The organism is Pseudomonas sp. NFX98 (genome assembly GCF_047784845.1).
Taxonomy (GTDB): domain Bacteria; phylum Pseudomonadota; class Gammaproteobacteria; order Pseudomonadales; family Pseudomonadaceae; genus Aquipseudomonas.
Genome location: NZ_JBLNNF010000007.1, coordinates 221,077 through 245,171 on the forward strand (window position 1 = coordinate 221,077; position 24,095 = coordinate 245,171).

The following is a 24,095-nucleotide window of genomic DNA, read 5'->3' on the forward strand; positions in this document are numbered from 1 at the left end:
CCATGGACCTGATCGACACTCACACCCACCTGGACTTTCCGGACTTCGACACGGATCGTCAGGCCCTGATGACCGAAAGCCGCGCGCTCGGCGTGCGGCAGATGGTGGTGCTGGGGGTTTATCAAGGTAATTGGCAGCGCGTGTGGGAGCTGGTGCAAAGCGATCCCGACCTGCATGCCGCGTTCGGCTTGCACCCGGTTTATCTGGACGATCATCGCCCCGAGCATTTGACGGAGCTCAGCGACTGGCTGACGCGGCTGGCCGGTCATCGGCAACTGTGCGCAGTGGGTGAAATCGGCCTGGACTACTTCATCGAAACCCTCGACCGCGAGCGCCAGCAAGCGCTGTTCGATGCGCAACTGCAACTGGCGGTGGACTTCAATCTTCCCGCGCTGATTCATGTACGACGCAGTCACGCCGCGGTGATCGCCACGCTCAAGCGCTTCAAGTTGAAACGTGCCGGGATCATCCACGCCTTTGCCGGTAGCCGTGAAGAAGCCCGGGAGTACATCAAGCTCGGCTTCAAACTGGGCCTGGGTGGTGCGGCGACCTGGCCGCAGGCACTGCGCATGCACCGCGTGCTCGCCGAGTTGCCGCTGGAATCGGTGGTGCTGGAAACCGACTCCCCGGACATGCCGCCCGCCATGTTCCCCGGCCAACGCAACAGCCCGGCGCACCTGCCGGCGATCTGCGCGGCGTTGGCTGAAATCATGCTCATCAGCCCAGAGCAATTAGCCGCCGCCAGTACTGCCAATGCCTGTGAATTGTTCGACTGGTAATCAGTCGGTGTGCGCCTTGGCGGCCTCGAGAATCAAGGTCATGTGCTGACGCTGGCGGGCAAACCGTACGGCGATGAAGTAGACAAAAATCGCCAGCAACGAAGCATTCAACTGCTCCACGACGCTGAGCAGTCCGACCCACTCCAACACCAGCGCCACCATCAACGCAGTGCACACCGTGACCAACAGGCTCGCCTTCAACATGGCCACCGAGTCCAGGGATTTGAAGCGCTTGATCTGTTTCGGATCATTCAACTGCAAGGCTTTCTGGCAGTGGGAACAGGTGAAGGGTTCATTGATTGCAATGGCATTGAGCTGCCAGGGTTTGAGTAACAGCGTGCGCTGGCAATGGGCACAGCGCCCCTGGATTCCAAGCGTTGCTGCAGACATGACTGGGCCTCCTCTGTGTCGGTGACGTGCATCTTCCTTCATTGAAGACTAGAAACCAGAGGGCGGAGAAAAACAGGAGAAATCCTACTTGGATTGCGGAAAAACACTACGACGCCTTCAGACGGGACACTAAACCTGGGGGAGCGGGCTTGCCCGCGAAGACGCCGGCACACTCAACATCAAAGTGACTGACAAACCGCTTTCGCGGGCAAGCCCGCTCCCACAGGAATCCAAGTGTTCCTTCAGACCCGGAACGCGCTAATCAACTGTTTCAGCTCCACCACCTGCGCCGACAACGCGCGGCTGGCATCCTCAGTCTGGTGCGCACCTTCGGCGGTACGCTCGCCGGCGCGGTTGATCTCGACGATGTTCTGGTCGATGTCATGGGCCACGGCGGTTTGCTGCTCTACGGCGGCGGCGATTTGCTGGTTCTGGTCGACGATCATGCCCACCGCCCCGAGGATGTTTTCCAGCGCCTGTTGGACCTTTTCCGACTGGCCCACGGTGCCGTTCGCCATCTCATGGCTGACCCCCATCGCCTTCACCGCGGCGCCGACACCACCGTGGAGCCTGGCGATCATCTGCTCGATTTCCTCGGTCGATTGCTGGGTGCGCTTGGCCAGGGTCCGCACCTCGTCCGCCACCACCGCAAAACCACGCCCCTGCTCTCCGGCCCGCGCCGCTTCGATCGCGGCGTTCAGCGCCAACAGGTTGGTCTGCTCGGCAATGCTCTTGATCACTTCCAGCACACGGCTGATGGACTGACTGTCGCTGGCCAATTGATTGATCACCAGCACCGATTGATCGATCTCGCTGGCCAGCGCGGCGATGCTGCCCTGCTGCGACTGCACCAATCCACGACCACTGATGGTTTCATCGTTGACGCTGTGGGCACTGCTGACCGCCGCAGCAGCACTGCGCGCAACCTCCAGCGATGTAGCCGACATCTGATTCATCGCCGTAGCGACCTGCTCAATCTGCGTACGCTGACCGGCGACAGCCTGGTTGCTTTGCGCAGACACGTTTTCCACTTGCCCAGCTTGGCGCTCGACTTCGCTGACGGTTTGCCCGACGCGCTCGATCAGGTCATGGATTTTTTTCACGGTGCCATTGAACACCTCGCCCAACTCGCCCAGCTCATCGCGGCTGTGGGCACTGAACGTGACCGTCATGTCGCCAGCCGCCACTTTGTCCATCACCCCGCCAAGGCGTTTGAGCGTGGTGCGGGTCGAGAAATAGAAGCCGCCATACAGGTAAAAAATCAGTACAAACACCACCGACAGCGCCACGGCCTGCAGGATCATGTGCGTGCGATTTTGCTCAAGGCGCTGCTGCAACTGGGTGTCGAGAAACTTCAGGGTGGCTTCGTTGAGTTGGTAAGTCTGATCCATCAAGCCCGTGACCTGATCGTAAAAAGCCTGCCACGGCGCATCCAGCGTGTCGGCCATCACCACCTGTTCTTCGAACAACTCGCTGGCCTTTTTCAACGACGCCTTGCTGCTGTCAGCCTGGGCAGCCAGGGTTTCCCGCGCGGCTTTGCTGGAGCTAAGCGCGTCCTGCAACTTCAAGCCATATTCGCCTTGAAGCTTTTCAATCTGCGACAGCAATTCATCAAAACGGGTGCTCGATGCCGAGTTTAGAAAACCCTGCCCCAACGAGTAGGAGCCCATCGCCCGGCCTTCACCCAAAATCTGGGTGACACGCGGCGTGACGACGGTCACGAGCTCGCTCAACTGGCGCATGTCGCTCTGATTGTCCCGGCTCAGACCGGCCTGACTGGTGATGATCTGGCTGAAAATCTGCGCGCTGCCGACCATTTTGCCGATCAGCGCACTTTTGCTTTGCAGGGAGTTTTCAGTTTGCTGAGCCTTGAACGCGGCGATCATTTCGTCACGCTTGCCGTCGAACACCGCGATCTGCTCCGGATCGGTGGTCATCGCGGTCAGCCCTTGCAGGCGCGCCAGAATGCTTTGTTCGAGTGTGGTGATCTGCGGCTCAACATTGCCGGCCTTGCCGGACTGGCCGAGGGTGACGTTTATCTGCACCAGATTGTTGAGGGTTTCCAGATCACGCCGTAGCGACAGACTGCTGCCCAACAAGTCGAGGCTTTGCAGTTCGATGCGGGTACCCTGGAATTCGCGATAGGAGTCGCGCACCAGATAGAAATTGGTCACCAGCATTGGCACCAGGAACAAGACGCTGATCAGGCTGAACTTCATGCCGAAGCTCAAGCGGTTCATCAGTGCGACGGCGGGATAGAGCAAGCTCTTCACTGGAAGTCTCCCTTTGATTTCTTATTTTTATTGGCAGGCGCAGCCAGGCAGCAGATAGCCACCATTGGACGCTATTCCTGTATAGCTCAAATCAGGGAGTCGTTTTGTAACTTAAGGTTAACGGAGGGGACGTTTTGGTTTGTTCCTGATGCAACCGCGAAATCAGGTCGGCTGTCAGGCCGCCATCGCCAGCAGGCTGGCTCCTACAGCTGAAATGCGTACGAACCAAATAAATAGGCCGGCCGGCAGGCCGCCTCGGTTGATCTTGATCCACCCGCCCATCGGGAGGCTGAGTAGAGGTGTTCATCCGGGGAGTGGCGCGCAGCGCCGTTCGACGCAGTCGAACACGCTGCATGTAGGTCGTCGCGCAGCAGACCGGAGGGCAGTGTCCCCGGATGGATACCGGAGCGAAGGAACCCCGAGCTCTAGCGAGGGGCCGTACGTAAGGGGCGAAACCTTTGCTTCCTTTGGGCTGGGCCGGCACTCCGGCGTTTGCCAAAGGGAGTCGCCGTAAGGGCGAAACCATAAGCCGCCGTTACCGCAGGAATGGATATGTACGCAACAAGCAAAATCGACCTAAGGCAACACCGTCCAAAGCGCAAACCCCGCATACCAAAGCACCGCCGCCCGCAGCAGCAACTCCCAGATCCGATCAAGATTATTGATGCCCTCAGGCCCAACCACCGGCGCCGGAATTTCAGCCGCCACCAACCCGGCCTTCTCGATCAACTGCGCGGCACTGATGTTCCAGTTCAGCAACTCATGCAACATCACCCGACTCACCGCAACAAAATTGCCGACCAAGGCAAAACTCGCCGCCAGCAACCGCACCGGCACCCAATCAAACGCATGGCGCAACTGAGCAGCACGCTCGACCACCGCAGGGTTCTGGCCATGCTCCTCAGCCAAGGCGAGCAACCGGTAACTCAGGGCAGCGACCGGTCCCAACAGGAAGTACCAGAAAATCACCGCGAAAAAGCTCTGGTACGCCTCCCACAACAAATGCCCTTCGACCCGCTCCAGCAGTTGCTCGCCACTGTCGGCGCAAATATCCAGGTCACGTTTGGCGACATGGGCCGCAGCTTGCAGGTCTTCACGGCGCCAGGCGTCGCGAAACGGCCCGAGACCGGCCAGCAGATCGCCGCGCCCCAGACTGTAAATCACCACCAGCAGATGCACCGGCAACGCCAGCAGCCCATAAGCCACCGGGTCCAGCACCAGCAACAGCAACCCCAACAGCGCGACAGGCAACAACACCAGCACGAGCAAAACCAGCCATGGCTTTTTCGCCAGGCGCGGGCTGGATTCGAGTTTATGCAGCTCGCGCACCCAACCGCCATCTCGCTGAATCTGGTGGCGCAAGGCCGAGAACTTCTCGATCCATACCGCCAACAGCAACACCAGAAAACTCATTGTTGCTCCTCTTTTTCCACTGCGGCTTTAGCCAGCGCCGCGCGATAGCGTGCCCAGTCGAACGCCGGTCCCGGATCGGTCTTGCGCCCGGGCGCGATGTCGCTATGCCCGCAAATACGCTGTGGAGTAATGGCCGTGAAGACGTTTTGCAGTTGCCGGGTCAGGGCAATCAATGCGTCGTACTGAGCATCGGTGAACGGCAGATCATCCGTGCCCTCCAGCTCAATGCCCAGGGAAAAATCGTTACAGGTTTCCCGCCCCTCGAAACTCGAAACGCCAGCGTGCCAGGCGCGCTCAAGGCAGGATACAAACTGAGTGACCGCGCCATCACGCTCGATCAAAAAGTGCGCAGACACCCGCAGATCGGCAATCCCCTCAAAGTAAGGGTGCTCCGTGACATCCAGACGATTCTGGAAAAACTCCTGCACCTTGCCCGTGGCGAATTGCGCCGGCGGCAGGCTGATGTTGTGGATCACCAGCAGGGAAATTTCGCCCGTGGGGCGCGCATTGAAGTTGGGTGAGGGGCACAAACGCACGTCCTGACACCAACCGCTCGCGGGGTCCAACTGCATACCGTTTCCTTCAACGACGACTGTGTTGGTGCCCAGTATGCCGCGATAGCCCCTCAGGACGCGATCACTTGCCGCGATTGAGTCTTCGCAGATTGCCGATCACCGCTTCAAGAGCCCGGTTGCCGGAGGGAATCGACCAAATGCAGGCTTCAGAGCGATGGCAACGTCTCGGATGCCTTGGGTTGCTCCGCGCCATGGCCCTATAATCGGGCCACTTTGTTTGTGGAGCCCGTTATGCCGAATCTACGTCTCGCCGATTTGACCGCCGAAATCGAAGCCAACGTGCGCCGTGCGTTGCTCGAAGACGTCGGCAGCGGCGATATCACCGCGCAATTGATCCCCGCCGAACGCCTGGCCAAAGCCACCATCATCACCCGCGACGCCGCCGTCATCTGCGGTACTGCCTGGGTGGATAACGTGTTTCGGCAACTGGACCCGCGAGTTGCGGTGCACTGGCAGGTCGCCGATGGCGAGCGGGTCAAGCCCAATCAAGTGTTGTTCCACCTCGAAGGCCCGGCTCGTTCGCTGCTGACCGGTGAACGCAGCGCGCTGAATTTCCTGCAACTGTTGTCCGGCGTAGCCACCCGCGCGCAGTACCTGGCCGACTTCGTGGCCCAGACTCAGGTGAAACTGCTGGACACCCGCAAGACCTTGCCGGGACTGCGCCTGGCGCAAAAGTACGCCGTGACCTGCGGCGGTTGCCACAACCATCGCATCGGCCTGTATGACGCCTTCCTGATCAAGGAAAACCATATCGCCGCGTGCGGTGGCATCGCGCAGGCCATCGCAGCCGCGCACAAGATCGCCCCGGGCAAACCGGTGGAGATTGAAGTGGAAAGCCTGATAGAGCTCAAAGAGGCCCTGGCGGCCGGCGCCGATATCATCATGCTCGACGAACTGAGCCTGGATGACATGCGCGAAGCCGTACGCCTGAACAGCGGCAAGGCCAAACTGGAAGCGAGTGGCGGGATCAACGAAAGCACCCTGCTGCCGATCGCAGAAACCGGCGTGGACTACATCTCGATTGGTGCAATGACCAAGGACGTAAAGGCCGTTGATTTGTCGATGCGACTGAGTCTCTGACCCGCACAGCAAACCTGTAGGAGCACGGCTTGCCGGCGATAGCGATCTCAAGGACGCTATCGCAGGCAAGCCTCGCGCCTACAAAAGCGGGTCAGTTAGAGTTTTCGTCAAACCACCAGATTGTTCATCTCGCAATACTCTTCCCACTCGACACCCAAGACCTCGGCGGCCTCTTTGTGCAACGCCAGGCGGGCAGCCTCGAATTCTTCGGGACTTGATGTGTACTTGAGCGTCAGTTCCCACGGCTGCAAGCCCTGGGCTTCGGCCTCATCCTCGAAAGCCCACTGAATCTGGTCTTTTTGATCGTCGGCCGGCAGGTCCTTGATCTCTTCTATCAGTTGGGGCGCATCCAGCACGTACTTCTTCAGGGCTTCTTCGTGTCGTTGCTCTTGAGTCAATTCTTTCACGGTCATGGCGTTCTCGCTGATCATGGGAATGGAAGATGGATCTGGATCATCAAGGATCTCTCTGACGCAAAAAACCGATTGCAGCCCGGTTTGTCTGGCCTTCAGAACCATTCGGGATCATCTGAAAACTGCTGGGCGAAGCTCATGCAGGCACCGAATATAGGACGTTTGTCGGACGATTTACACGACTCTTTACATCCATCCACAAAAAAAAGCATTCACCGCCGGTGACACTCGGGAACATTAGACCAGCCCCCAAGTCATAGCGATGTGCCATATGGCACTTCACATGGAACTCAAGTGATGCGTAGTTTTTCGAAGCTTTCGTCTGCACTGTCAGCCACCACAATCACGGCACTGCTGGGGATTCTGGCGCTACCGGGAACGGCACTGGCCGGCATTGAATTGAGTAATGGCTACTCGTCTTCCAGCGGCAAAATCACCGCGATTCAAAGTGAGTATGGCAAAGACGTCATGGTCAAGACAGATTTCGACGTCAGCGACCTGAAGGCGATGCAAACCACCCTCAACGATCAAGCGCGCCAGATCGAAGAACTCAAGCGCAGTAGCGGTTCCAGCTCAAGTTCAAGCGGCAAAGAGATCGACGAGCTCAAGCGCACCGTCAACGAGCAGGAGCGCGACCTGGAAAATCTGAGCAAGCAGGTCGAAGAGTTGAAGCGCAACAGCGGATCCAGCTCGAGCTCCAGCAACAGCGAGATATCGAATCTCAAACGGGAAGTCAGCGATCAGGATCGCGAAATGGATCAGCTCAAACGCACTGTCGACGATTTGAGAAGCAAGATGAAGTAAGAGGAGATGGTGCCCGAGACAGGAATCGAACCTGCGACCTTCGCGTTACGAGTGCGCTGCTCTACCGACTGAGCTACACGGGCAGTGGGCTAAACCTAGCATCGCGAAGCAATACCGGCAACTTCGACCCGTTTCCCGGTTTTTCACCCGATAAAAAAAGGCCCCGCAGTTTTCACTGCGGGGCCTTTTTTACAACGTTGAAGCGGTCAAGCCTGGCGGGTGATTAAACGCCCGAAGCCTTGGCTGCTGCTACGTCTTTGATGGACAGCTTGATACGGCCGCGGTTGTCCACGTCCAGTACCAGTACTTCCACTTCCTGGCCTTCTTTCAGGATGTCGGTCACTTTCTCTACGCGAGCGTCGCTCAGCATGGAGATGTGAACCAGACCGTCCTTGCCCGGCAGGATGTTGACGAATGCGCCGAAGTCGACGATGCGCTCAACCTTACCGACGTAGATCTTGCCGATTTCAGCCTCAGCGGTGATGCCCAGAACGCGCTGACGTGCAGCTTCAGCAGCTTCCTTGGTTTCACCGAAGATCTTGATCGAGCCGTCGTCTTCGATATCGATCGAAGCCTTGGTCTCTTCGCAGATCGCACGAATGGTCGCGCCGCCTTTACCGATGACATCACGGATTTTGTCGGTGTCGATTTTCATCGCGATCATGGTCGGTGCGTTGGCCGACAGTTCGGTACGCGACTGGCCGATGATCTGGTTCATCTGGCCGAGGATGTTCAGGCGCGCTTCCAGGGCTTGGCCCAGAGCGATCTCCATGATCTCTTCGGTGATGCCCTTGATCTTGATGTCCATCTGCAGCGCAGTAACGCCTTTAGCGGTACCGGCTACTTTGAAGTCCATGTCGCCGAGGTGGTCTTCGTCGCCCAGGATGTCGGTCAGGACTGCGAATTTCTCGCCTTCTTTAACCAGACCCATGGCGATACCGGCAACCGGCGCCTTCATCGGTACACCGGCGTCCATCAGAGCCAGGGAAGCACCGCAAACGGAAGCCATGGAGCTGGAACCGTTGGATTCGGTGATTTCCGACACAACGCGGATGGTGTACGGGAACACGTCAGCGGCAGGCAGCATGGCCGAAACCGAACGACGGGCCAGACGGCCGTGACCGATTTCACGACGACCAGCACCACCCATGCGACCGCACTCGCCCACCGAGAACGGAGGGAAGTTGTAGTGCAGCATGAACGGGTCTTTTTTCTCGCCTTCCAGGGTGTCCAGCAGCTGTGCGTCACGGGCGGTGCCCAGCGTTGCAACAACCAGAGCCTGGGTTTCACCACGGGTGAACAGAGCAGAGCCGTGGGTCTTTGGCAGAACGCCGACTTCGATGTTCAGCGGACGTACGGTCTTGGTGTCGCGACCGTCGATACGTGGCTTGCCGTTTACGATGTTTTCGCGAACGGTGCGGTATTCGATTTCGCCGAAAGCCGCTTTGACTTCGCTGGAAGAAGGCTGGCCTTCTTCACCGGACAGCTTGGCAACAACCTGGTCCTTCAACTCGCCCAGGCGAGCGTAACGGTCAGCCTTGACGGTGATGGTGTAAGCCTGGGAGATCGCGTCGCCGAACTCGGCACGGATAGCGCCCAGCAGTTCGGTGGCTTCTGGCGCAGGGGCCCAGGTCCAGGTTGGCTTGGCAGCTTCGGCAGCCAGTTCTTTAACAGCGTTGATCACAACCTGGAACTCGTCGTGAGCAAACAGTACCGCGCCCAGCATTTGGTCTTCGGTCAGCTCTTTGGCTTCCGATTCAACCATCAGCACAGCGTCCGAAGTACCGGCAACGACCATGTCCAGGCTCGAAGCAGCTTGTTGCTCGTAAGTCGGGTTCAGCAGGTAGCCGGTGCTTTCGTGGAAAGCAACGCGGGCTGCGCCGATCGGGCCATCGAAAGGAATGCCGGAGATTGCCAGCGCAGCCGAGGTACCGATCATCGCAGCGATGTCCGGATCAGTCTTCTTGCTGGTGGAAACGACGGTGCAGACAACCTGCACTTCGTTCATGAAGCCTTCAGGAAACAGCGGACGGATCGGACGGTCGATCAGTCGGGAAGTCAGGGTTTCTTTCTCGGAAGGACGGCCTTCACGCTTGAAGAAACCGCCAGGGATCTTACCGGCAGCGTAAGTCTTTTCCTGGTAGTGAACAGACAGAGGGAAGAAGCCCTTGCCTGGATCGGCTTGTTTGGCACCGACTACGGTCACCAATACGCTGACGTCGTCGTCAACGGTGACCAATACTGCGCCGGAGGCCTGACGGGCGATACGGCCAGTCTCGAGGGTAACGGTCGACTGACCGAACTGGAATTTTTTGATTACCGGGTTCACGGTGTCCTACCTTCTTTTGTGGCTCTTGGGGAAACGGGTTTCTTGCGAAATTCTTGGGCAATGTCGGGAATCGGCCCGACCGGTTGTCCGGGTGTACTCACACAGGTAAAGCAGTAAAGCAGACATCCAGATAAAACTTGAGGCTGGGAGCCTGCCATGCGCCGGCGGATAACCGCTGACGCACGACAGACAACCAACCTCTAGCGCAATCGCTTATTAGCGACGCAGACCCAGGCGACCGATCAGAGCGCTGTAACGGCTCACGTCTTTGCCTTTCAGGTAGTCCAGCAGCTTACGACGCTGGTTAACCATGCGGATCAGACCACGACGGGAGTGGTGATCTTTACCGTTGGCCTTGAAGTGACCTTGCAGTTTGTTGATGTTGGCGGTCAGCAGTGCAACTTGCACTTCTGGCGAACCAGTGTCACCAACAGCTTGCTGGTAGTCAGCTACGATTTGAGCTTTTTCTTGAACGTCGAGAGCCATGAGGCAATCCTTTTATCAGGAAACTGTTTCAGAAAAACAGTTTCAACAGGCCAGGGACAAATCCCTGTATCTAAAAATGAGTAGTGACCGTGCCTGTTAACAGCCACCCTCGTTCGGTCATTCTGACCGAATCAGTCGACGTGGCGCGATGCGCCCGTCTTCGCTCACTTCACCGATACCGATGAAGCGACCATTGTGATCCTGTACCCGCACCATGCCGAACTTCGGAGCATCCGGGGCACGTACCGGCTGGCCGTTGAGCCAGTAGAACGCGCTCGCTTCCGAAAACTGCAGCAGTGGCCAATCCAGCAGGCCGCTGTCCGATGGCATCAGGAAGCGATCAACCGCTTCGTTGCCGCATTCGGCATGTACCGCTTCCAGCTCTTCCAGGGTGACCGTCTGGGCTAGCGTGAAAGGCCCGGCCTGGGTACGTCGCAGTTCTGCCACGTAAGCGCCACAACCGAGTTGTTCACCAATATCCTCCACCAGGGTACGGATGTAGGTGCCTTTGCTGCAATCCACTGCCAGTCGCGCAGTATCACCTTCGAAGGCCAGCAATTCCAAGCGCGTAATAGTAACAGAACGCGGTTCACGCTCCACTACTTCGCCAGCACGGGCCAGCTTGTACAGCGGTTGCCCATCACGCTTGAGTGCCGAGTACATCGGCGGTATCTGACTGATTTGACCGCGAAAACCCGGCAAAGCAGCTTCGACATCGGCGCGACCAACGGTCACCGGGCGCTCCTGCAAAACCTCACCCTCGGCATCCGCCGTGGTGGTGGTTTTGCCCAATTGCGCCAGGGTTTCGTAACCCTTGTCGGAATCGAGCAGGTATTGCGAGAACTTGGTAGCCTCGCCGAAGCACAACGGCAGCACACCGGTGGCCAAGGGATCGAGACTGCCGGTGTGTCCGGCCTTCTCGGCGTTGAGCAACCAGCGAACCTTCTGCAAGGCAGCGTTGGAAGTGAACCCCAGCGGCTTGTCGAGCAGGATGATGCCGCTGACGTTACGACGGATACGTTTGACCTGAGCCACCGATTACTCCTTGGTGTCTTCGGCTTCTGCCGCAACCGGATGCTGATTGTCTTCAGCCACTGCGCGCTCGATCAATGCCGACAGATGCGCACCGCGTACGACGCTTTCGTCGTAGTGGAAGTGCAACTGTGGAACGCTGCGCAGCTTCATCTCACGAGCCAACTGCATCCGCAGGAAACCGGCGGCGGAGTTCAGCACCTTGATGCTTTGTGCGATGTCTTCGGCGCTGTCCTGGCCCATCACGGTAATGAAAATCTTCGCGTGACCGACGTCACGGCTGACTTCCACAGCGGTAATGGTGACCAGGCCGACGCGCGGGTCTTTCACTTCGCGACGGATCAGTTGGGCCAGCTCGCGCTGCATCTGATCGCCGATACGTTGGGTACGGCTATATTCTTTTGCCATGTCTTGTTACCTGTAACTGCCCCACGGTGAAACCCGTAAGGTCTGAAAGCGGCAAACGCCCGGCCTGACAGAAGCCAGACCGGGCGTTGCGTTTAGAGTCCGGGCGATGCGCCGCACAGTTGCATGCGGCTGGCCATCACGGCTCTTGAAGTGCGCGAGTTAGAGGCTGCGAGCAACCTGAACCTTCTCGAAGACTTCGATCTTGTCACCGACTTTAACGTCGTTGTAGCTCTTCACGCCGATACCGCATTCCATGCCGGCACGCACTTCGGAAGCGTCATCCTTGAAGCGGCGCAGGGATTCCAGCTCGCCTTCGAAGATAACGATGTCTTCACGAAGTACACGGATTGGACGGTTACGGTGAACAACACCTTCGATAACCATGCAACCGGCGATCGCGCCAAACTTCGGCGAACGGAACACGTCACGCACTTCGGCGATACCCAGGATGTTCTCGCGAACATCGCTGCCGAGCATACCGGTCAGGGCTTTCTTGACGTCTTCGATGATGTCGTAGATCACGTTGTAGTAACGCATATCCAGACCTTCCTGCTCGACGATCTTGCGAGCGCCGGCATCGGCACGCACGTTGAAGCCGAACAGTACAGCGTTGGAGGCCAGTGCGAGGTTGGCGTCGGATTCGGTGATACCACCGACACCGCCACCCACTACGCGCACTTGCACTTCGTCGTTGCCCAGGCCATTCAAGGCACCGTTCAACGCTTCCAACGAACCACGGACGTCGGATTTGAGGACGATGTTGAGCGTCTTCTTCTCTTCCTGACCCATGTTTTCGAAGATGTTTTCCAGCTTGCCGGCGTGAGCGCGAGCCAGTTTGACTTCGCGGAACTTGCCTTGACGGAACAGAGCCACTTCACGGGCTTTCTTCTCGTCGGCAACCACGCTCATCTCGTCGCCAGCGTCCGGGGTACCGTCCAGGCCGAGAATCTCGACAGGGATGGCTGGACCGGCTTCCTTGATTGGCTTGCCGTTCTCGTCGAGCATGGCACGTACACGGCCATAGTTCGAACCGACCAGGACCATATCGCCTTGACGCAGGGTACCGTCTTGAACCAGAACGGTAGCCACCGGGCCACGGCCCTTGTCCAGACGCGATTCAACCACGACACCACGGCCAGGAGCCGATGGAGTTGCAGTCAGTTCCAGAACTTCGGCTTGCAGCAATACGGCTTCGAGCAGTTCGTCGACGCCAGTACCCATCTTCGCCGAGACCGGTACGAATGGAGTGTCACCACCCCACTCTTCCGACGTCACGCCGTGTACCGACAGTTCGCTACGGATGCGATCGAGATCGGCGCCCGGCTTGTCGATCTTGTTCACTGCCACGACCAGCGGAACACCGGCGGCCTTGGCATGCTGAACAGCTTCGATGGTCTGCGGCATCACGCCGTCGTCAGCTGCAACCACGAGGATCACGATGTCGGTCGCCTTGGCACCACGGGCACGCATTGCGGTAAACGCGGCGTGACCAGGGGTATCGAGGAACGTCACCATGCCACGGTCGGTTTCAACGTGGTATGCGCCGATGTGCTGGGTGATACCACCGGCTTCGCCAGCAGCAACCTTGGCACGACGGATGTAGTCGAGCAGGGAAGTTTTACCGTGGTCAACGTGGCCCATTACGGTCACGACCGGAGCACGGGAAACCGCCTCACCTTCAAACTTCAGTGACTCGGCCAGGGAATCTTCCAGGGCGGTGTCGCTGACCAGGGTCACTTTGTGGCCCAGCTCTTCAGCTACCAGTTGAGCAGTTTCCTGATCCAGTACCTGGTTGATGGTCGCTGGAGTACCCAGTTTGAACATGAACTTGATGATTTCAGCAGCCTTGACCGACATCTGCTGGGCCAGATCGCCCACAGTAATGGTCTCGCCGATCTTCACTTCGCGCACGACAGGGCCGGTTGGGCTCTGGAAACCGTGGGCGTTGCGTTTCTTCAGCTTGGCCTTGCCGCGACCACCACGACGGAAGCCATCGCTTTCTTCGTCGGTAGTACGTGGGGCAACGCGTGGTGCAGGCGCTTTCTCTTTAACCGAAGCACGATGCGGAGCGTTTTTGCGCTCGCCATCGCCACTACCGCGACGATTGTTATCGTCGGCACGTGGTTTGTCCGGACGGCGTGGTTCGTCACGCTTGCGAGCGTCGGCAGCTGGCGCAGCAGCCACGACCGGTGCGCTTTCACGCACAGGCTCTGCCACTGCAACAGGTGCGGCAACAGGTTCGGCTGGAGCAGTCGGCGCAGCAGCAGGCTGGCGACGCGCTTCTTCTTCGGCGCGACGCTTGGCTTCTTCTTCAGCCTTCTGACGTGCAGCATTTTCTACTGCGCGACGTTCATCCATTTCACGCTTGCGCTCGGCTTCGATTTCTTCCGGGCTGCGCTGTACGAAGACTTTCTTCTTGCGGACTTCAACGCTGATGCTTTTGCTGCCAGCAACACGCAGGGTGCTGGTGGTTTTACGCTGCAGCGTAATCTTGCGTGGTTCTTCCACTTTCGCCTTGTGGCTGCTTTTCAAGTGAGTCAGCAACGATTGCTTCTCACTGTCAGTCACACTTTCTTCGGCGGCGGTGTGCGGCAGACCTGCCTCACGCATCTGCTGCAACAGGCGCTCTACCGGTGTTTTGACCTCATCGGCCAGTTGTTTCACCGTGACTTGCGTCATGCACTTCTCTCCTCAGGCCGCGCCTAATTACTCGAACCAGTGGGCTCGGGCGGCCATGATCAACTTGCCGGCACGATCATCGTCAATGCCGTCGATGTCGAGCAGGTCGTCAATAGACTGCTCGGCCAGGTCTTCGCGGGTAATTACGCCGCGCACCGCCAGTTCCATCGCCAAATCCTTGTCCATACCCTCAAGCGAGAGCAGGTCTTCGGCCGGATGGGCGTCTGCCAGCTTTTCCTCAGTAGCGATGGCTTTGGTCAACAAACGATCCTTGGCACGAGCGCGAAGCTCGTTGACGGTGTCTTCGTCAAAGCCGTCGATGTTGAGCATTTCTTCCAACGGTACGTAGGCAATCTCTTCCAGGCTGGTGAAGCCTTCATCTACCAGCACCTGTGCCAGGTCTTCGTCGACTTCCAGCTCGTCGATGAAGTTGCGCAGGATGTCACCGGTTTCTGCTTGCTGCTTAGCCTGGATGTCCGATTCGGTCATCACGTTCAGGGTCCAGCCAGTCAACTGGCTAGCCAGACGCACGTTCTGACCACCGCGACCGATGGCTTGAGCCAGATTGTCTGCGCCAACGGCGATGTCCATTGCATGGGCATCTTCGTCAACGATAATTGCCGCAACCTCAGCCGGGGACATGGCGTTGATTACGAACTGAGCCGGGTTGTCGTCCCACAGGACGATGTCCACACGCTCACCGCCCAACTCGCCCGACACTGCCTGGACGCGCGAACCGCGCATACCGATGCAAGCGCCCTGCGGGTCGATGCGTTTGTCCTTGGAGCGGACCGCGATCTTGGCGCGCGAACCCGGGTCACGGGAGGCGGCCATTACTTCGATCAAGCCTTCTGCAATTTCCGGCACTTCGATGCGGAACAACTCGATCAGCATTTCCGGCGCAGTACGCGACAGGATCAACTGCGGGCCGCGGTTCTCGGTGCGGATTTCCTTGAGCAGCGCACGCAGACGCACGCCAACCCGGAATGTTTCGCGAGAAATGATGTCTTCACGAGCCAGCAACGCTTCAGCGTTGTTGCCCAGATCGACGATCACGTTGTCGCGGGTCACTTTTTTCACGGTGCCGGAGATGATTTCACCCAGGCGTTCGCGGTAAGCGTCAACAACCTGAGCGCGCTCGGCTTCGCGAACTTTCTGCACGATGACTTGCTTGGCAGTCTGTGCAGCGATGCGGCCGAACTCGATGGACTCGATTTTCTCTTCGACAACGTCACCGACCTTGGCGCCAGGATGCGTTTCGGCAACCTTGCTCGGCCAGGTTTCGATGGCCGGATCGTCCAGGTCTGCTTCTTCGACGACCGTCCAGCGACGGAAAGTCTCGTAAGCACCGGTGTGGCGATTGATTTCCACACGCAGATCGACTTCGTCCTCGAAACGCTTTTTGGTAGCAGTGGCCAGAGCCAGCTCCAGCGCTTCAAAAATTACGTTTGCCGGTACACCCTTTTCGTTGGATACCGACTCAACAACCAGCAGTACTTCTTTGCTCATCGTACGCCTCGCCTTTCGCAAGCCATTGGATCCGCGGGATCCGCGTCTCAGTCAAAACTGGGAATAATGTTGGCCTTGTCGATCATATCGATCGGCAACAGGAACTCATGGTCTTCTACCTGCACCACTACATCCTGCTCTTCTACGCCGCGCAGAAGGCCCTGAAAGTTGCGTCGACCTTCAAAAGGCGAGCGCAGCTTGATCTTCACTTGTTCACCGGCAAATTTTGCAAACTGCTCAATAGTGAACAGAGGGCGTTCCATGCCAGGCGAGGAAACTTCAAGGGTGTATTCAACGGAGATCGGATCTTCAACATCCAGCACACCGCTGATCTGACGGCTGACAATGGCGCAATCGTCCACCAGCACGCCGCCCTCTTTATCGATATAAACGCGCAACATCGAGTGACGACCCTGGGCCGAAAACTCAATACCCCAGCATTCATAGCCTAGGGCCACGACCACCGGGGCCAGCAAGGCCTGCAACTCTTCTAGCTTGCTCGACACCTGAACCCCCTAGTGCATGTATGTGCATGCTATGCAAAATAAAAAAATGGGCGAAACGCCCATCCTTGAAACGCCGTCGAACAGCGGCGTTGAAAGTGTCCAGCTAACAAAAAGCCCCTTAAAAGGGGCTCCTTAAACTGGTTGCGGGGGCCGGATTTGAACCGACGACCTTCGGGTTATGAGCCCGACGAGCTACCAGACTGCTCCACCCCGCGACAAAGCTGGGGCGGAAGTATACGACCGATCCCCTACAGGGTCAATGTAACCTTCCACCTGCAAGAAAGCCCGCAACAGCGGGCTCTCCTGACTAATTGGTACCGAGAAGGGGACTCGAACCCCTACACCCTATGGGCACAACCACCTCAAGGTTGCGTGTCTACCAATTCCACCACCTCGGCAATACTACGTTTGAAACCTTCTTACTTCTGCTCTTGAGCTGGAGGCACGTCAGTCGCTGGAGTAGCCGACTTTTGCTCTTGAAGCACCGGGACATCATCAGAAGCCGGTTGTTGCTTTGGAACTTCCAGTACCGCTGGATTTGGGAGACCTACTTGAGTCAGCTGATGAGCCTTCTCTTTAGCAAAGTAACCTAACCCCAAGCTGGTTATGAAAAAACCTGCGGCAAGTATAGCAGTAAACTTACTAAGAAAGGTAGAGGAACCTTGGCTTCCGAACACAGTATTTGAAGCACCTGCTCCGAAAGACGCGCCAGCATCCGCACCTTTACCCTGCTGCAGCAATACGAGAGCAACTACGCCCAATGCACCCAGCAGATGAAAAACGACTACGACTGTTTCCAGCATTTTTTCAGTTTCCCGCGGCGCGACAGATCGCACCGAACTCATCTGCATTCAGGGAAGCCCCACCAATGAGGCCCCCATCGATATCCGGCATGCCGAACAGTTCGACCGCATTGGCCGCCTTCACGCTGCCGCCGTATAGAAGCCGCACACCTTGTGCGACTTCAGAATTCTCTGCCGCCAACTGGGCACGGATGGCTGCGTGCACATCCTGCGCCTGCTGCGGCGAAGCAGTCAGCCCGGTGCCAATGGCCCAGACCGGCTCGTAAGCGATTACTGCATTTGCAAATACACCGACACCCAGCTCGTCGATGATGCTGCCCAGCTGACGCGAGACGACTTCAACAGTCTTCCCCGCCTCGCGCTGCTCGAGGGTCTCCCCTACACACAACACCGGGATCAAGCCACTTGCCTGTGCCGCTGCGAACTTGCGGATCAGCACTGCGTCCTGCTCGCCCAAAATCTGGCGGCGCTCGGAGTGCCCGACAAGCACCAGGGAACAACCTGCATCCACCAACTGACTCGGCGCAACTTCACCAGTCAACGCACCTTGTCCGGATTCCACCGCAGCATTCTGCGCGCCGACCGAAATCGACTTTTCTTGCAAGCCGTCAATCACTTGATTGATATGCAGGCAGGACGGGAATACCGCGACATCAACACCGCTCGGCAAGGCCAAGTCACGAAGGCCGTTGATCAGCTCAGCGACGCTGGCGCGGGTACCGTGCATCTTCCAGTTACCAGCTACCATAGGGCGACGCATGCTGTACCTCGTCGGTCAAAGTGGGCGCAGATGTTACCCAACACAATCATGGCTGGCAAGCCGAATTCAGGCAGAAACTTCAGTAACCAGTTTTGCCAGCTCTTCGGCGTAGCCACGAACCTGCGTTTCGTCTTCGCCTTCAACCATGACGCGTACCAGCGGCTCCGTTCCGGACTTGCGCAACAGTACCCGCCCGCGCCCCGCCATGGCCTTGGTCACACGTTCGCTCGCCTCTTTCACCGATGGATGATCGAGAGGGCTCGCACCACCGCCAAAACGCACGTTGATCAGCACCTGAGGACACTTGCGCAGCGCCTGACGAGCCTGACCCAAGCCTTCGGAACGAGTTTTCAGCGCCATCAGCACTTGCAGCGCGGCAATGATCGCATCACCCGTAGTGGTGTGGTTGAAGCACACGATATGACCCGAGTTTTCACCACCCACCAGCCAGTTGCGCTCAAGCAGATCAGCGATGACATAACGGTCACCGACATTGGCCCGCACAAATGGAATCGCCAGGTCCGCCAAGGCCAACTCAAGGCCCAGGTTACTCATCAGCGTACCGACCACGCCGCCTTGCAGCTTGCCCCGCTCATGCAAATCACGAGCAATGATAAACAACAGCTCGTCACCGTCGACGATAGTGCCGGTGTGATCGACCATCAGAACGCGATCACCATCACCATCGAAGGCGATGCCCAGATCCGCGTGCTCAGCCAGGACAGCAGCCTGCAACTGCCCCATGTGCGTCGAACCACAGTTGTCGTTGATGTTCAAACCGTTGGGTTGCGCGGACAGCACCACGACCTCGGCGCCCAGCTCCCGGAAAACGCTAGGCGCAACCTTGTAGGTCGCTCCATGGGCGCAGTCGATAACGATTTTCAGACCCGCGAAACTGGTACCGGTTGGCACACTGCTTTTGCAGAATTCAATGTAACGGCCGGAAGCGTCGTTAATTCGCGAGACCTTGCCGATTTTGCTCGACTCAACCACTGTCATCGGGGTATCGAGCAACTCTTCGATCATGTGCTCGACTTCATCCGGGAGCTTGGTGCCCTTGCCGGAGAAAAACTTGATGCCGTTGTCGTCATGCGGATTGTGCGAAGCACTGATCACAATACCGGCTTCAGCGTGGAAGGTACGCGTCAGGTAAGCGATGGCCGGAGTCGGCATCGGGCCCAAGAGCATCACATCGGCACCCGCCGAAGTCAGCCCGGCCTCAAGCGCCGATTCAAACATGTACCCGGAAATCCGCGTGTCCTTGCCGACCAGCACCTTGCAGGCACCCATCTTGCGAAATGCCATGCCCGCTGCCCAGCCCAGCTTGAGCATGAAGTCAGGAGTGATCGGGTACTCACCGACCCGACCACGTATGCCGTCGGTGCCAAAATATTTCTTAGTCATAAGCGCTCCATCATTCTTATTCGGCTGATTCCACTGCGGTGATCATCCTCACCACATCGACTGTTTCGGCTACATCATGGACGCGCAATATACGCGCACCCTTGTGCGAAGCCAGCGCCACGAGGGCTAGACCACCGTACAAGCGCTCATCCACCGGGCGATTCAACGCCTGACCGATCATGCTCTTGCGCGAAACCCCGACCAACAGGGGCCGCCCCAAGGCATGCAAAGCTTCCATATTTTTGAATAAGCTTAGATTGTGCTGCAAGGTTTTGGCGAAACCGAAGCCCGGATCGAGAATGATCCGCCCAGCCGGAATACCCACCGCCGCACACTGAACCATGCGTTCGGCAAGAAACTCGCCGACCTCTTTCGTAACGTCTCGGTACTGGGGGTTGTCCTGCATGTCGCCCGGCTCACCGAGCATATGCATCAGACAGACCGGCAAACCCGTTGCCGCCGCCGCATCCAGTGCGCCATCGCGGCGCAATGAACGTACGTCATTGATCAATCCAGCCCCCAGCCGTGCGGTCTCGCGCATGACGGCTGGCGTGGAGGTATCGACGGAAATAATCACATCCAACTCGCGATGTATCCGTTCGACGATCGGTGCAACGCGCTCCAGCTCTTCCAGCGGTGAAACCGCCCTTGCGCCTGGTCGTGTCGATTCACCACCGACATCAATGAGCGTCGCTCCGGCCGCAACCATGGCTTCAGCATGGCGCAAAGCCGCATCGAGCTGGCTGTATTGGCCACCGTCGGAGAAAGAATCGGGAGTGACATTGAGAATGCCCATGACATGCGTCTGGGCCAAATCAAGAACCCGGTTGCCGCAAGGCAACCGGGTCGAGGACTGAACAGAAGTCATTTCAAACCTTAAACGTCAGCAGCCGGACCGCCGATAGGTGTTTGCGGACGCTCATCCTGCACCGCCGGAGGTGTTCCGGATGTACCGGTACCACCTGACCAATCACGCGGTTCGCGTGGGGTGCGCCCCGCCATGATGTCGTCGATCTGCTCGGCGTCGATCGTTTCGTACTTCATCAGGGCATCAGCCATGGCGTCGAGCTTGTCACGGTTGTCCGTGAGGATCTGCTTCGCCGTGCCGTAGCACTGATCAATGATACTGCGCACCTCAGAGTCGATCAGCTTCGCCGTCTCGCCCGAGAAGCTTGCACTCTGACCGCCACCGCCACGACCGAGGAACACTTCGCCCTCTTCTTCGGCGTACATCAACGGACCGAGTTTCTCGGACAGACCCCACTTGGTCACCATGTTCCGCGCAATCTGGCTGGCACGCATGATGTCGTTGGATGCACCCGTGGTGACACCATCGAAGCCCAAGGTCATCTCTTCAGCGATGCGACCACCGTACAGCGAGCAGATCTGGCTGATCAGCGCACGCTTGGACAGGCTGTAGCGATCTTCTTCCGGCAGGAACATGGTCACACCCAGCGCACGACCGCGCGGAATGATCGACACTTTGTACACCGGATCATGCTCAGGCACGACGCGACCAACAATGGCGTGGCCGGCTTCGTGATAAGCGGTGTTCTGCTTTTCTTTCTCGGACATGACCATGGATTTGCGCTCGGCGCCCATCATGATCTTGTCTTTGGCCAGTTCGAATTCTTTCATCTCGACGATGCGCTTGCCGGCACGGGCAGCGAACAGCGACGCTTCGTTGACCAGGTTGGCAAGGTCAGCACCGGAGAAGCCCGGAGTACCACGAGCGATCACGGCCGGAGCGACGTCGTCACCCATTGGCACTTTGCGCATGTGGACCTTGAGAATCTGTTCGCGACCACGGATATCCGGCAGACCGACTACAACCTGACGGTCGAAACGGCCCGGACGCAGCAGCGCAGGGTCGAGCACGTCGGGACGGTTGGTCGCGGCAATCACGATGATACCGTCGTTCATTTCAAAGCCGTCCATCTCCACCAGCAACTGGTTGAGAGTCTGCTCGCGCTCGTCGTGACCGCCGCCCATACCGGCACCACGGTGACGACCGACGGCGTCGATTTCGTCGATGAAGATGATGCATGGAGCGTGTTTCTTGGCCTGTTCGAACATATCGCGAACACGGCTGGCACCGACACCGACGAACATTTCGACGAAATCGGAACCGGAAATGGTAAAGAACGGCACTTTGGCTTCGCCGGCAATCGCCTTGGCCAGCAAGGTTTTACCGGTACCCGGTGGACCCACCATCAGCACGCCGCGTGGAATGCGACCGCCCAGACGCTGGAACTTGCCCGGATCCCGCAGAAACTCGACCAACTCGCCGACTTCCTCTTTGGCTTCATCGCAACCAGCGACGTCAGCCAGAGTGGTTTTGACCTGATCTTCGGAGAGCAGGCGCGCCTTGCTCTTGCCGAAGCTCATCGGCCCGCCCTTGCCACCGGCACCGCCCTGCATCTGTCGCATGAAGAACATGAACACAGCGATGATCACGAGGATCGGGAAGCTGGCAACCAGGAGCTGGGTCCAGATGCTTTGCTGTTCAGGCTGCTTGCCTTCGACCACGACATGGTTATCCACCAGGTCGCCGATCAAACCGTTGTCCTGGATTGCCGGACGAATGGTCTTGAAGCTGTCGCCATCGTTGCGCTTGCCGGTAATCACGTAGCCATCAACCGCTACGCGCTCGACCTTGCCATCCTTGACCTGCTGGATGAAGTCGGAATAGTTGAGGGTCTGCGGCTCGTTAGGGCTGGAGAAGTTGTTCATCACCGTCACCAGGACTGCCGCGATGATCAACCACAGGATCAGATTCTTTGCCATATCGTTCAATTAACTACCCTCTGAAGCAAGCGCCGCTGGTGGCGCGCGCTTCGCATGATATTCACCGGCCTAACTTACTACATTACCTACAACTCTGGCAGGCGCCGTCTGTAACCCTTTGTGAAACACTTTCTACACAATATTCGCTTATGCACGCGAGGCGAAATACGAAAAACCTATCGCCCGGCCAAAAAAGCTCGTTTTATTCACTGCGACCGCGATAGCCCCAAGCCAGCATGTATTGCTCGCGAGAGCTGCCACGAGAAGAGTCCGGCTTGATCATCTGGATCTTGTCGAATTTCTTACGGGCGTCCTTCAGGTAAACATCGAAACCTTCACCCTGAAAAATCTTGATCACGAAATTACCACCAGGCTTGAGTATCCGCTCCGCCAGATCAAGCGCCAGCTCACACAGGAACATGGCTTTGGGCATGTCCACTTCAGGCGTACCACTCATATTGGGGGCCATATCGGAAATCACAAGGTCCACCTGCGAATTACCCACGGCTTCCAGGATCTGGGCGAGCACTTCGTCCTGAGTGAAGTCACCCTGGATGAAAGTCACGTCCGGAATGCTGTCCATTTCGAGGATGTCCGAGGCGATCAGACGCCCCTGCCCACCGATCAGCCGGCTAGTGACCTGCGACCAGCCACCGGGCGCCGCACCTAGGTCGACAACGGTCATACCCGGACGGATCAGCTTGTATTTCTCCTGGACCTCCAGAAGCTTGTAACTCGCACGCGAGCGGTAGCCGTCCTTCTGCGCCTGCTTCACGTAGGGATCATTGACATGTCTTTTCAGCCACTCAAGGCTTGTCTTGGAACGCGCCATTGGGCACCTCGATGATAAGGGTCGTGATTAGTTGGGCGGAGTCACGAACCCTCGGGTAAAATGGCCGCCATTTTACAGAATCCAGACGAAAGGGTCAGATTATGCCGCTCACTCAAGAGCAGAAGAAACAGTACAAATCCATTGGCCACCATCTGAAACCAGTTCTGATTGTGGCAGACAACGGTTTGACTGAAGGTGTCCTAGCCGAACTTGAACGCGCTTTGGCGGATCACGAGCTGATCAAGATCAAGCTCAACATCCTCGATCGCGAGTCGCGCCTGGCGTCCATTGCAGAACTGTGCAAGGTCGGCAAAGCGGACCTGGTTCAGGTCATCGGCAAGATGGCGCTGATCTACCGCAAGAACTTCAGCGTCAACAAGCAGCTGTCGAACGTTCATCGCTTCAAGTGATGACAAGGGTTACGGGTGTGCTTCGCGCACCCTGCCACTCCATTCCGGCACCGGTTGCAGTACCAGCACCAGCCCGGAGAAGCCCAGAATCAAAAAGCTGAAAACCTGCCAACGCACCGCATCCGGCCAGCCGATGCGCACGACGATGTACATCCCGCACGCATACAGCGCCATCAACAGCAGTTGCCCACGAATATCGCGCCATAGACTGGCAAGGCCCTCGGCCTGTATCAGCACCAAAGCCTGAAAAATCACACACGCGGCTGAGAATCCGACCATCAGCGCATTGAGCGTACCTGCGACTTCATCAACCAGCAGCGGTGCCAGGCCGATTTGACCCAGCACCGGCGGCAGACCGATGTGCAACAACCACAGGCCGCCAACCCAAAACATCTGGGCCAGCTGCCAGAGCATGGCGCCCGC

23 protein-coding genes and 3 tRNA genes are annotated in these 24,095 nt (G+C 57.9%); 4 read left to right on the forward strand and 22 right to left on the reverse strand.

Annotation, left to right across the window (positions count from 1 at the left end):
* Positions 1 to 2: 2 nt before the first annotated feature.
* Positions 3 to 779 carry a TatD family hydrolase gene (locus tag ACM110_RS11700; RefSeq protein ID WP_416127886.1) on the forward strand — a complete coding sequence of 259 codons (777 nt, stop codon included), beginning with the start codon at positions 3 to 5 and terminating at the stop codon, positions 777 to 779.
* On the opposite strand, the gene ACM110_RS11705 is transcribed toward ACM110_RS11700, so the two are convergent.
* The 4 genes from ACM110_RS11705 to ampD form a co-directional block, all read right to left on the reverse strand.
* Positions 780 to 1,169, reverse strand: coding sequence for a hypothetical protein (locus ACM110_RS11705; protein ID WP_416127887.1), 390 nt, complete (start codon positions 1,167 to 1,169; stop codon positions 780 to 782).
* A 242-nt stretch (positions 1,170 to 1,411) separates the two neighbouring features.
* Positions 1,412 to 3,442: a methyl-accepting chemotaxis protein gene (locus tag ACM110_RS11710; protein WP_416127888.1), complete on the reverse strand. Its 2,031-nt coding sequence runs from the start codon at positions 3,440 to 3,442 to the stop codon at positions 1,412 to 1,414.
* 576 nt (positions 3,443 to 4,018) lie between these two features.
* A complete protein-coding gene (ampE, locus tag ACM110_RS11715) occupies positions 4,019 to 4,855 on the reverse strand; it encodes a regulatory signaling modulator protein AmpE (RefSeq protein WP_338584651.1) in 837 nt (278 codons plus the stop codon).
* Positions 4,852 to 5,427, reverse strand: coding sequence for a 1,6-anhydro-N-acetylmuramyl-L-alanine amidase AmpD (gene ampD, locus ACM110_RS11720; protein ID WP_416127889.1), 576 nt, complete (start codon positions 5,425 to 5,427; stop codon positions 4,852 to 4,854). Before ampD ends, ampE begins: the two co-directional genes overlap by 4 nt.
* Positions 5,428 to 5,661: 234 nt before the next feature.
* Here ampD and nadC point away from each other — a divergent pair, with 234 nt between their 5' ends.
* Complete coding sequence (nadC, locus tag ACM110_RS11725) at positions 5,662 to 6,510, forward strand: carboxylating nicotinate-nucleotide diphosphorylase (protein ID WP_416127890.1); 849 nt, start codon at positions 5,662 to 5,664, stop codon at positions 6,508 to 6,510.
* A 107-nt stretch (positions 6,511 to 6,617) separates the two neighbouring features.
* Here nadC and ACM110_RS11730 read toward each other — a convergent pair whose 3' ends face one another.
* Positions 6,618 to 6,923: a DUF6388 family protein gene (locus tag ACM110_RS11730; RefSeq protein WP_416127891.1), complete on the reverse strand. Its 306-nt coding sequence runs from the start codon at positions 6,921 to 6,923 to the stop codon at positions 6,618 to 6,620.
* A 297-nt stretch (positions 6,924 to 7,220) separates the two neighbouring features.
* Here ACM110_RS11730 and ACM110_RS11735 point away from each other — a divergent pair, with 297 nt between their 5' ends.
* On the forward strand, positions 7,221 to 7,727 hold the full coding sequence (locus tag ACM110_RS11735; RefSeq protein ID WP_416127892.1) for a hypothetical protein: 507 nt from the start codon (positions 7,221 to 7,223) through the stop codon (positions 7,725 to 7,727).
* 7 nt (positions 7,728 to 7,734) lie between these two features.
* Here ACM110_RS11735 and ACM110_RS11740 read toward each other — a convergent pair.
* The 16 genes from ACM110_RS11740 to rlmE form a co-directional block, all read right to left on the reverse strand.
* Positions 7,735 to 7,810 (reverse strand) — tRNA-Thr (locus ACM110_RS11740).
* Between the two features lie 140 nt (positions 7,811 to 7,950).
* Positions 7,951 to 10,056 carry a polyribonucleotide nucleotidyltransferase gene (gene pnp / locus ACM110_RS11745; protein WP_016986494.1) on the reverse strand — a complete coding sequence of 702 codons (2,106 nt, stop codon included), beginning with the start codon at positions 10,054 to 10,056 and terminating at the stop codon, positions 7,951 to 7,953.
* Positions 10,057 to 10,272: 216 nt separating this feature from the next.
* Positions 10,273 to 10,542, reverse strand: a complete 270-nt coding sequence (gene rpsO / locus ACM110_RS11750; RefSeq protein ID WP_046820615.1) for a 30S ribosomal protein S15 — start codon at positions 10,540 to 10,542, stop codon at positions 10,273 to 10,275.
* A 117-nt stretch (positions 10,543 to 10,659) separates the two neighbouring features.
* A complete protein-coding gene (gene truB, locus ACM110_RS11755) occupies positions 10,660 to 11,577 on the reverse strand; it encodes a tRNA pseudouridine(55) synthase TruB (protein ID WP_416127893.1) in 918 nt (305 codons plus the stop codon).
* A gap of 3 nt (positions 11,578 to 11,580) precedes the next feature.
* A complete protein-coding gene (rbfA, locus tag ACM110_RS11760; RefSeq protein WP_034148332.1) occupies positions 11,581 to 11,982 on the reverse strand; it encodes a 30S ribosome-binding factor RbfA in 402 nt (133 codons plus the stop codon).
* Positions 11,983 to 12,141: 159 nt separating this feature from the next.
* Positions 12,142 to 14,661: a translation initiation factor IF-2 gene (gene infB, locus ACM110_RS11765; protein ID WP_416127894.1), complete on the reverse strand. Its 2,520-nt coding sequence runs from the start codon at positions 14,659 to 14,661 to the stop codon at positions 12,142 to 12,144.
* A gap of 27 nt (positions 14,662 to 14,688) precedes the next feature.
* Positions 14,689 to 16,170: a transcription termination factor NusA gene (nusA, locus tag ACM110_RS11770; protein ID WP_008057419.1), complete on the reverse strand. Its 1,482-nt coding sequence runs from the start codon at positions 16,168 to 16,170 to the stop codon at positions 14,689 to 14,691.
* Between the two features lie 47 nt (positions 16,171 to 16,217).
* Entirely contained in the window at positions 16,218 to 16,676 is a 459-nt protein-coding gene (gene rimP / locus ACM110_RS11775; RefSeq protein WP_038843818.1) for a ribosome maturation factor RimP, read from the reverse strand.
* 138 nt (positions 16,677 to 16,814) lie between these two features.
* Positions 16,815 to 16,891 (reverse strand) — tRNA-Met (locus tag ACM110_RS11780).
* Positions 16,892 to 16,988: 97 nt separating this feature from the next.
* Positions 16,989 to 17,074: transfer RNA gene (locus ACM110_RS11785), tRNA-Leu, on the reverse strand.
* 21 nt (positions 17,075 to 17,095) lie between these two features.
* On the reverse strand, positions 17,096 to 17,479 hold the full coding sequence (gene secG / locus ACM110_RS11790; RefSeq protein ID WP_017336473.1) for a preprotein translocase subunit SecG: 384 nt from the start codon (positions 17,477 to 17,479) through the stop codon (positions 17,096 to 17,098).
* Between the two features lie 4 nt (positions 17,480 to 17,483).
* Complete coding sequence (gene tpiA, locus ACM110_RS11795; RefSeq protein WP_416127895.1) at positions 17,484 to 18,239, reverse strand: triose-phosphate isomerase; 756 nt, start codon at positions 18,237 to 18,239, stop codon at positions 17,484 to 17,486.
* A gap of 66 nt (positions 18,240 to 18,305) precedes the next feature.
* Positions 18,306 to 19,643, reverse strand: a complete 1,338-nt coding sequence (gene glmM / locus ACM110_RS11800; protein WP_416127896.1) for a phosphoglucosamine mutase — start codon at positions 19,641 to 19,643, stop codon at positions 18,306 to 18,308.
* A 16-nt stretch (positions 19,644 to 19,659) separates the two neighbouring features.
* Positions 19,660 to 20,511, reverse strand: a complete 852-nt coding sequence (gene folP / locus ACM110_RS11805; RefSeq protein ID WP_416127897.1) for a dihydropteroate synthase — start codon at positions 20,509 to 20,511, stop codon at positions 19,660 to 19,662.
* Positions 20,512 to 20,519: 8 nt separating this feature from the next.
* On the reverse strand, positions 20,520 to 22,430 hold the full coding sequence (gene ftsH, locus ACM110_RS11810; protein WP_338584640.1) for an ATP-dependent zinc metalloprotease FtsH: 1,911 nt from the start codon (positions 22,428 to 22,430) through the stop codon (positions 20,520 to 20,522).
* A 202-nt stretch (positions 22,431 to 22,632) separates the two neighbouring features.
* Positions 22,633 to 23,262, reverse strand: a complete 630-nt coding sequence (gene rlmE, locus ACM110_RS11815) for a 23S rRNA (uridine(2552)-2'-O)-methyltransferase RlmE (RefSeq protein WP_338584639.1) — start codon at positions 23,260 to 23,262, stop codon at positions 22,633 to 22,635.
* Positions 23,263 to 23,363: 101 nt separating this feature from the next.
* On the opposite strand from rlmE, the gene ACM110_RS11820 reads away from it, so the two are divergent.
* Positions 23,364 to 23,672 (forward strand): YhbY family RNA-binding protein, encoded by a 309-nt coding sequence (locus ACM110_RS11820; protein WP_007942889.1) that lies wholly within the window; start codon positions 23,364 to 23,366, stop codon positions 23,670 to 23,672.
* Between the two features lie 9 nt (positions 23,673 to 23,681).
* Here the strand turns inward: ACM110_RS11820 and ACM110_RS11825 are convergent, their stop codons facing one another.
* Positions 23,682 to 24,086 (reverse strand): MFS transporter, encoded by a 405-nt coding sequence (locus ACM110_RS11825; protein WP_416127898.1) that lies wholly within the window; start codon positions 24,084 to 24,086, stop codon positions 23,682 to 23,684.
* Between the last annotated feature and the right edge of the window lie 9 nt (positions 24,087 to 24,095).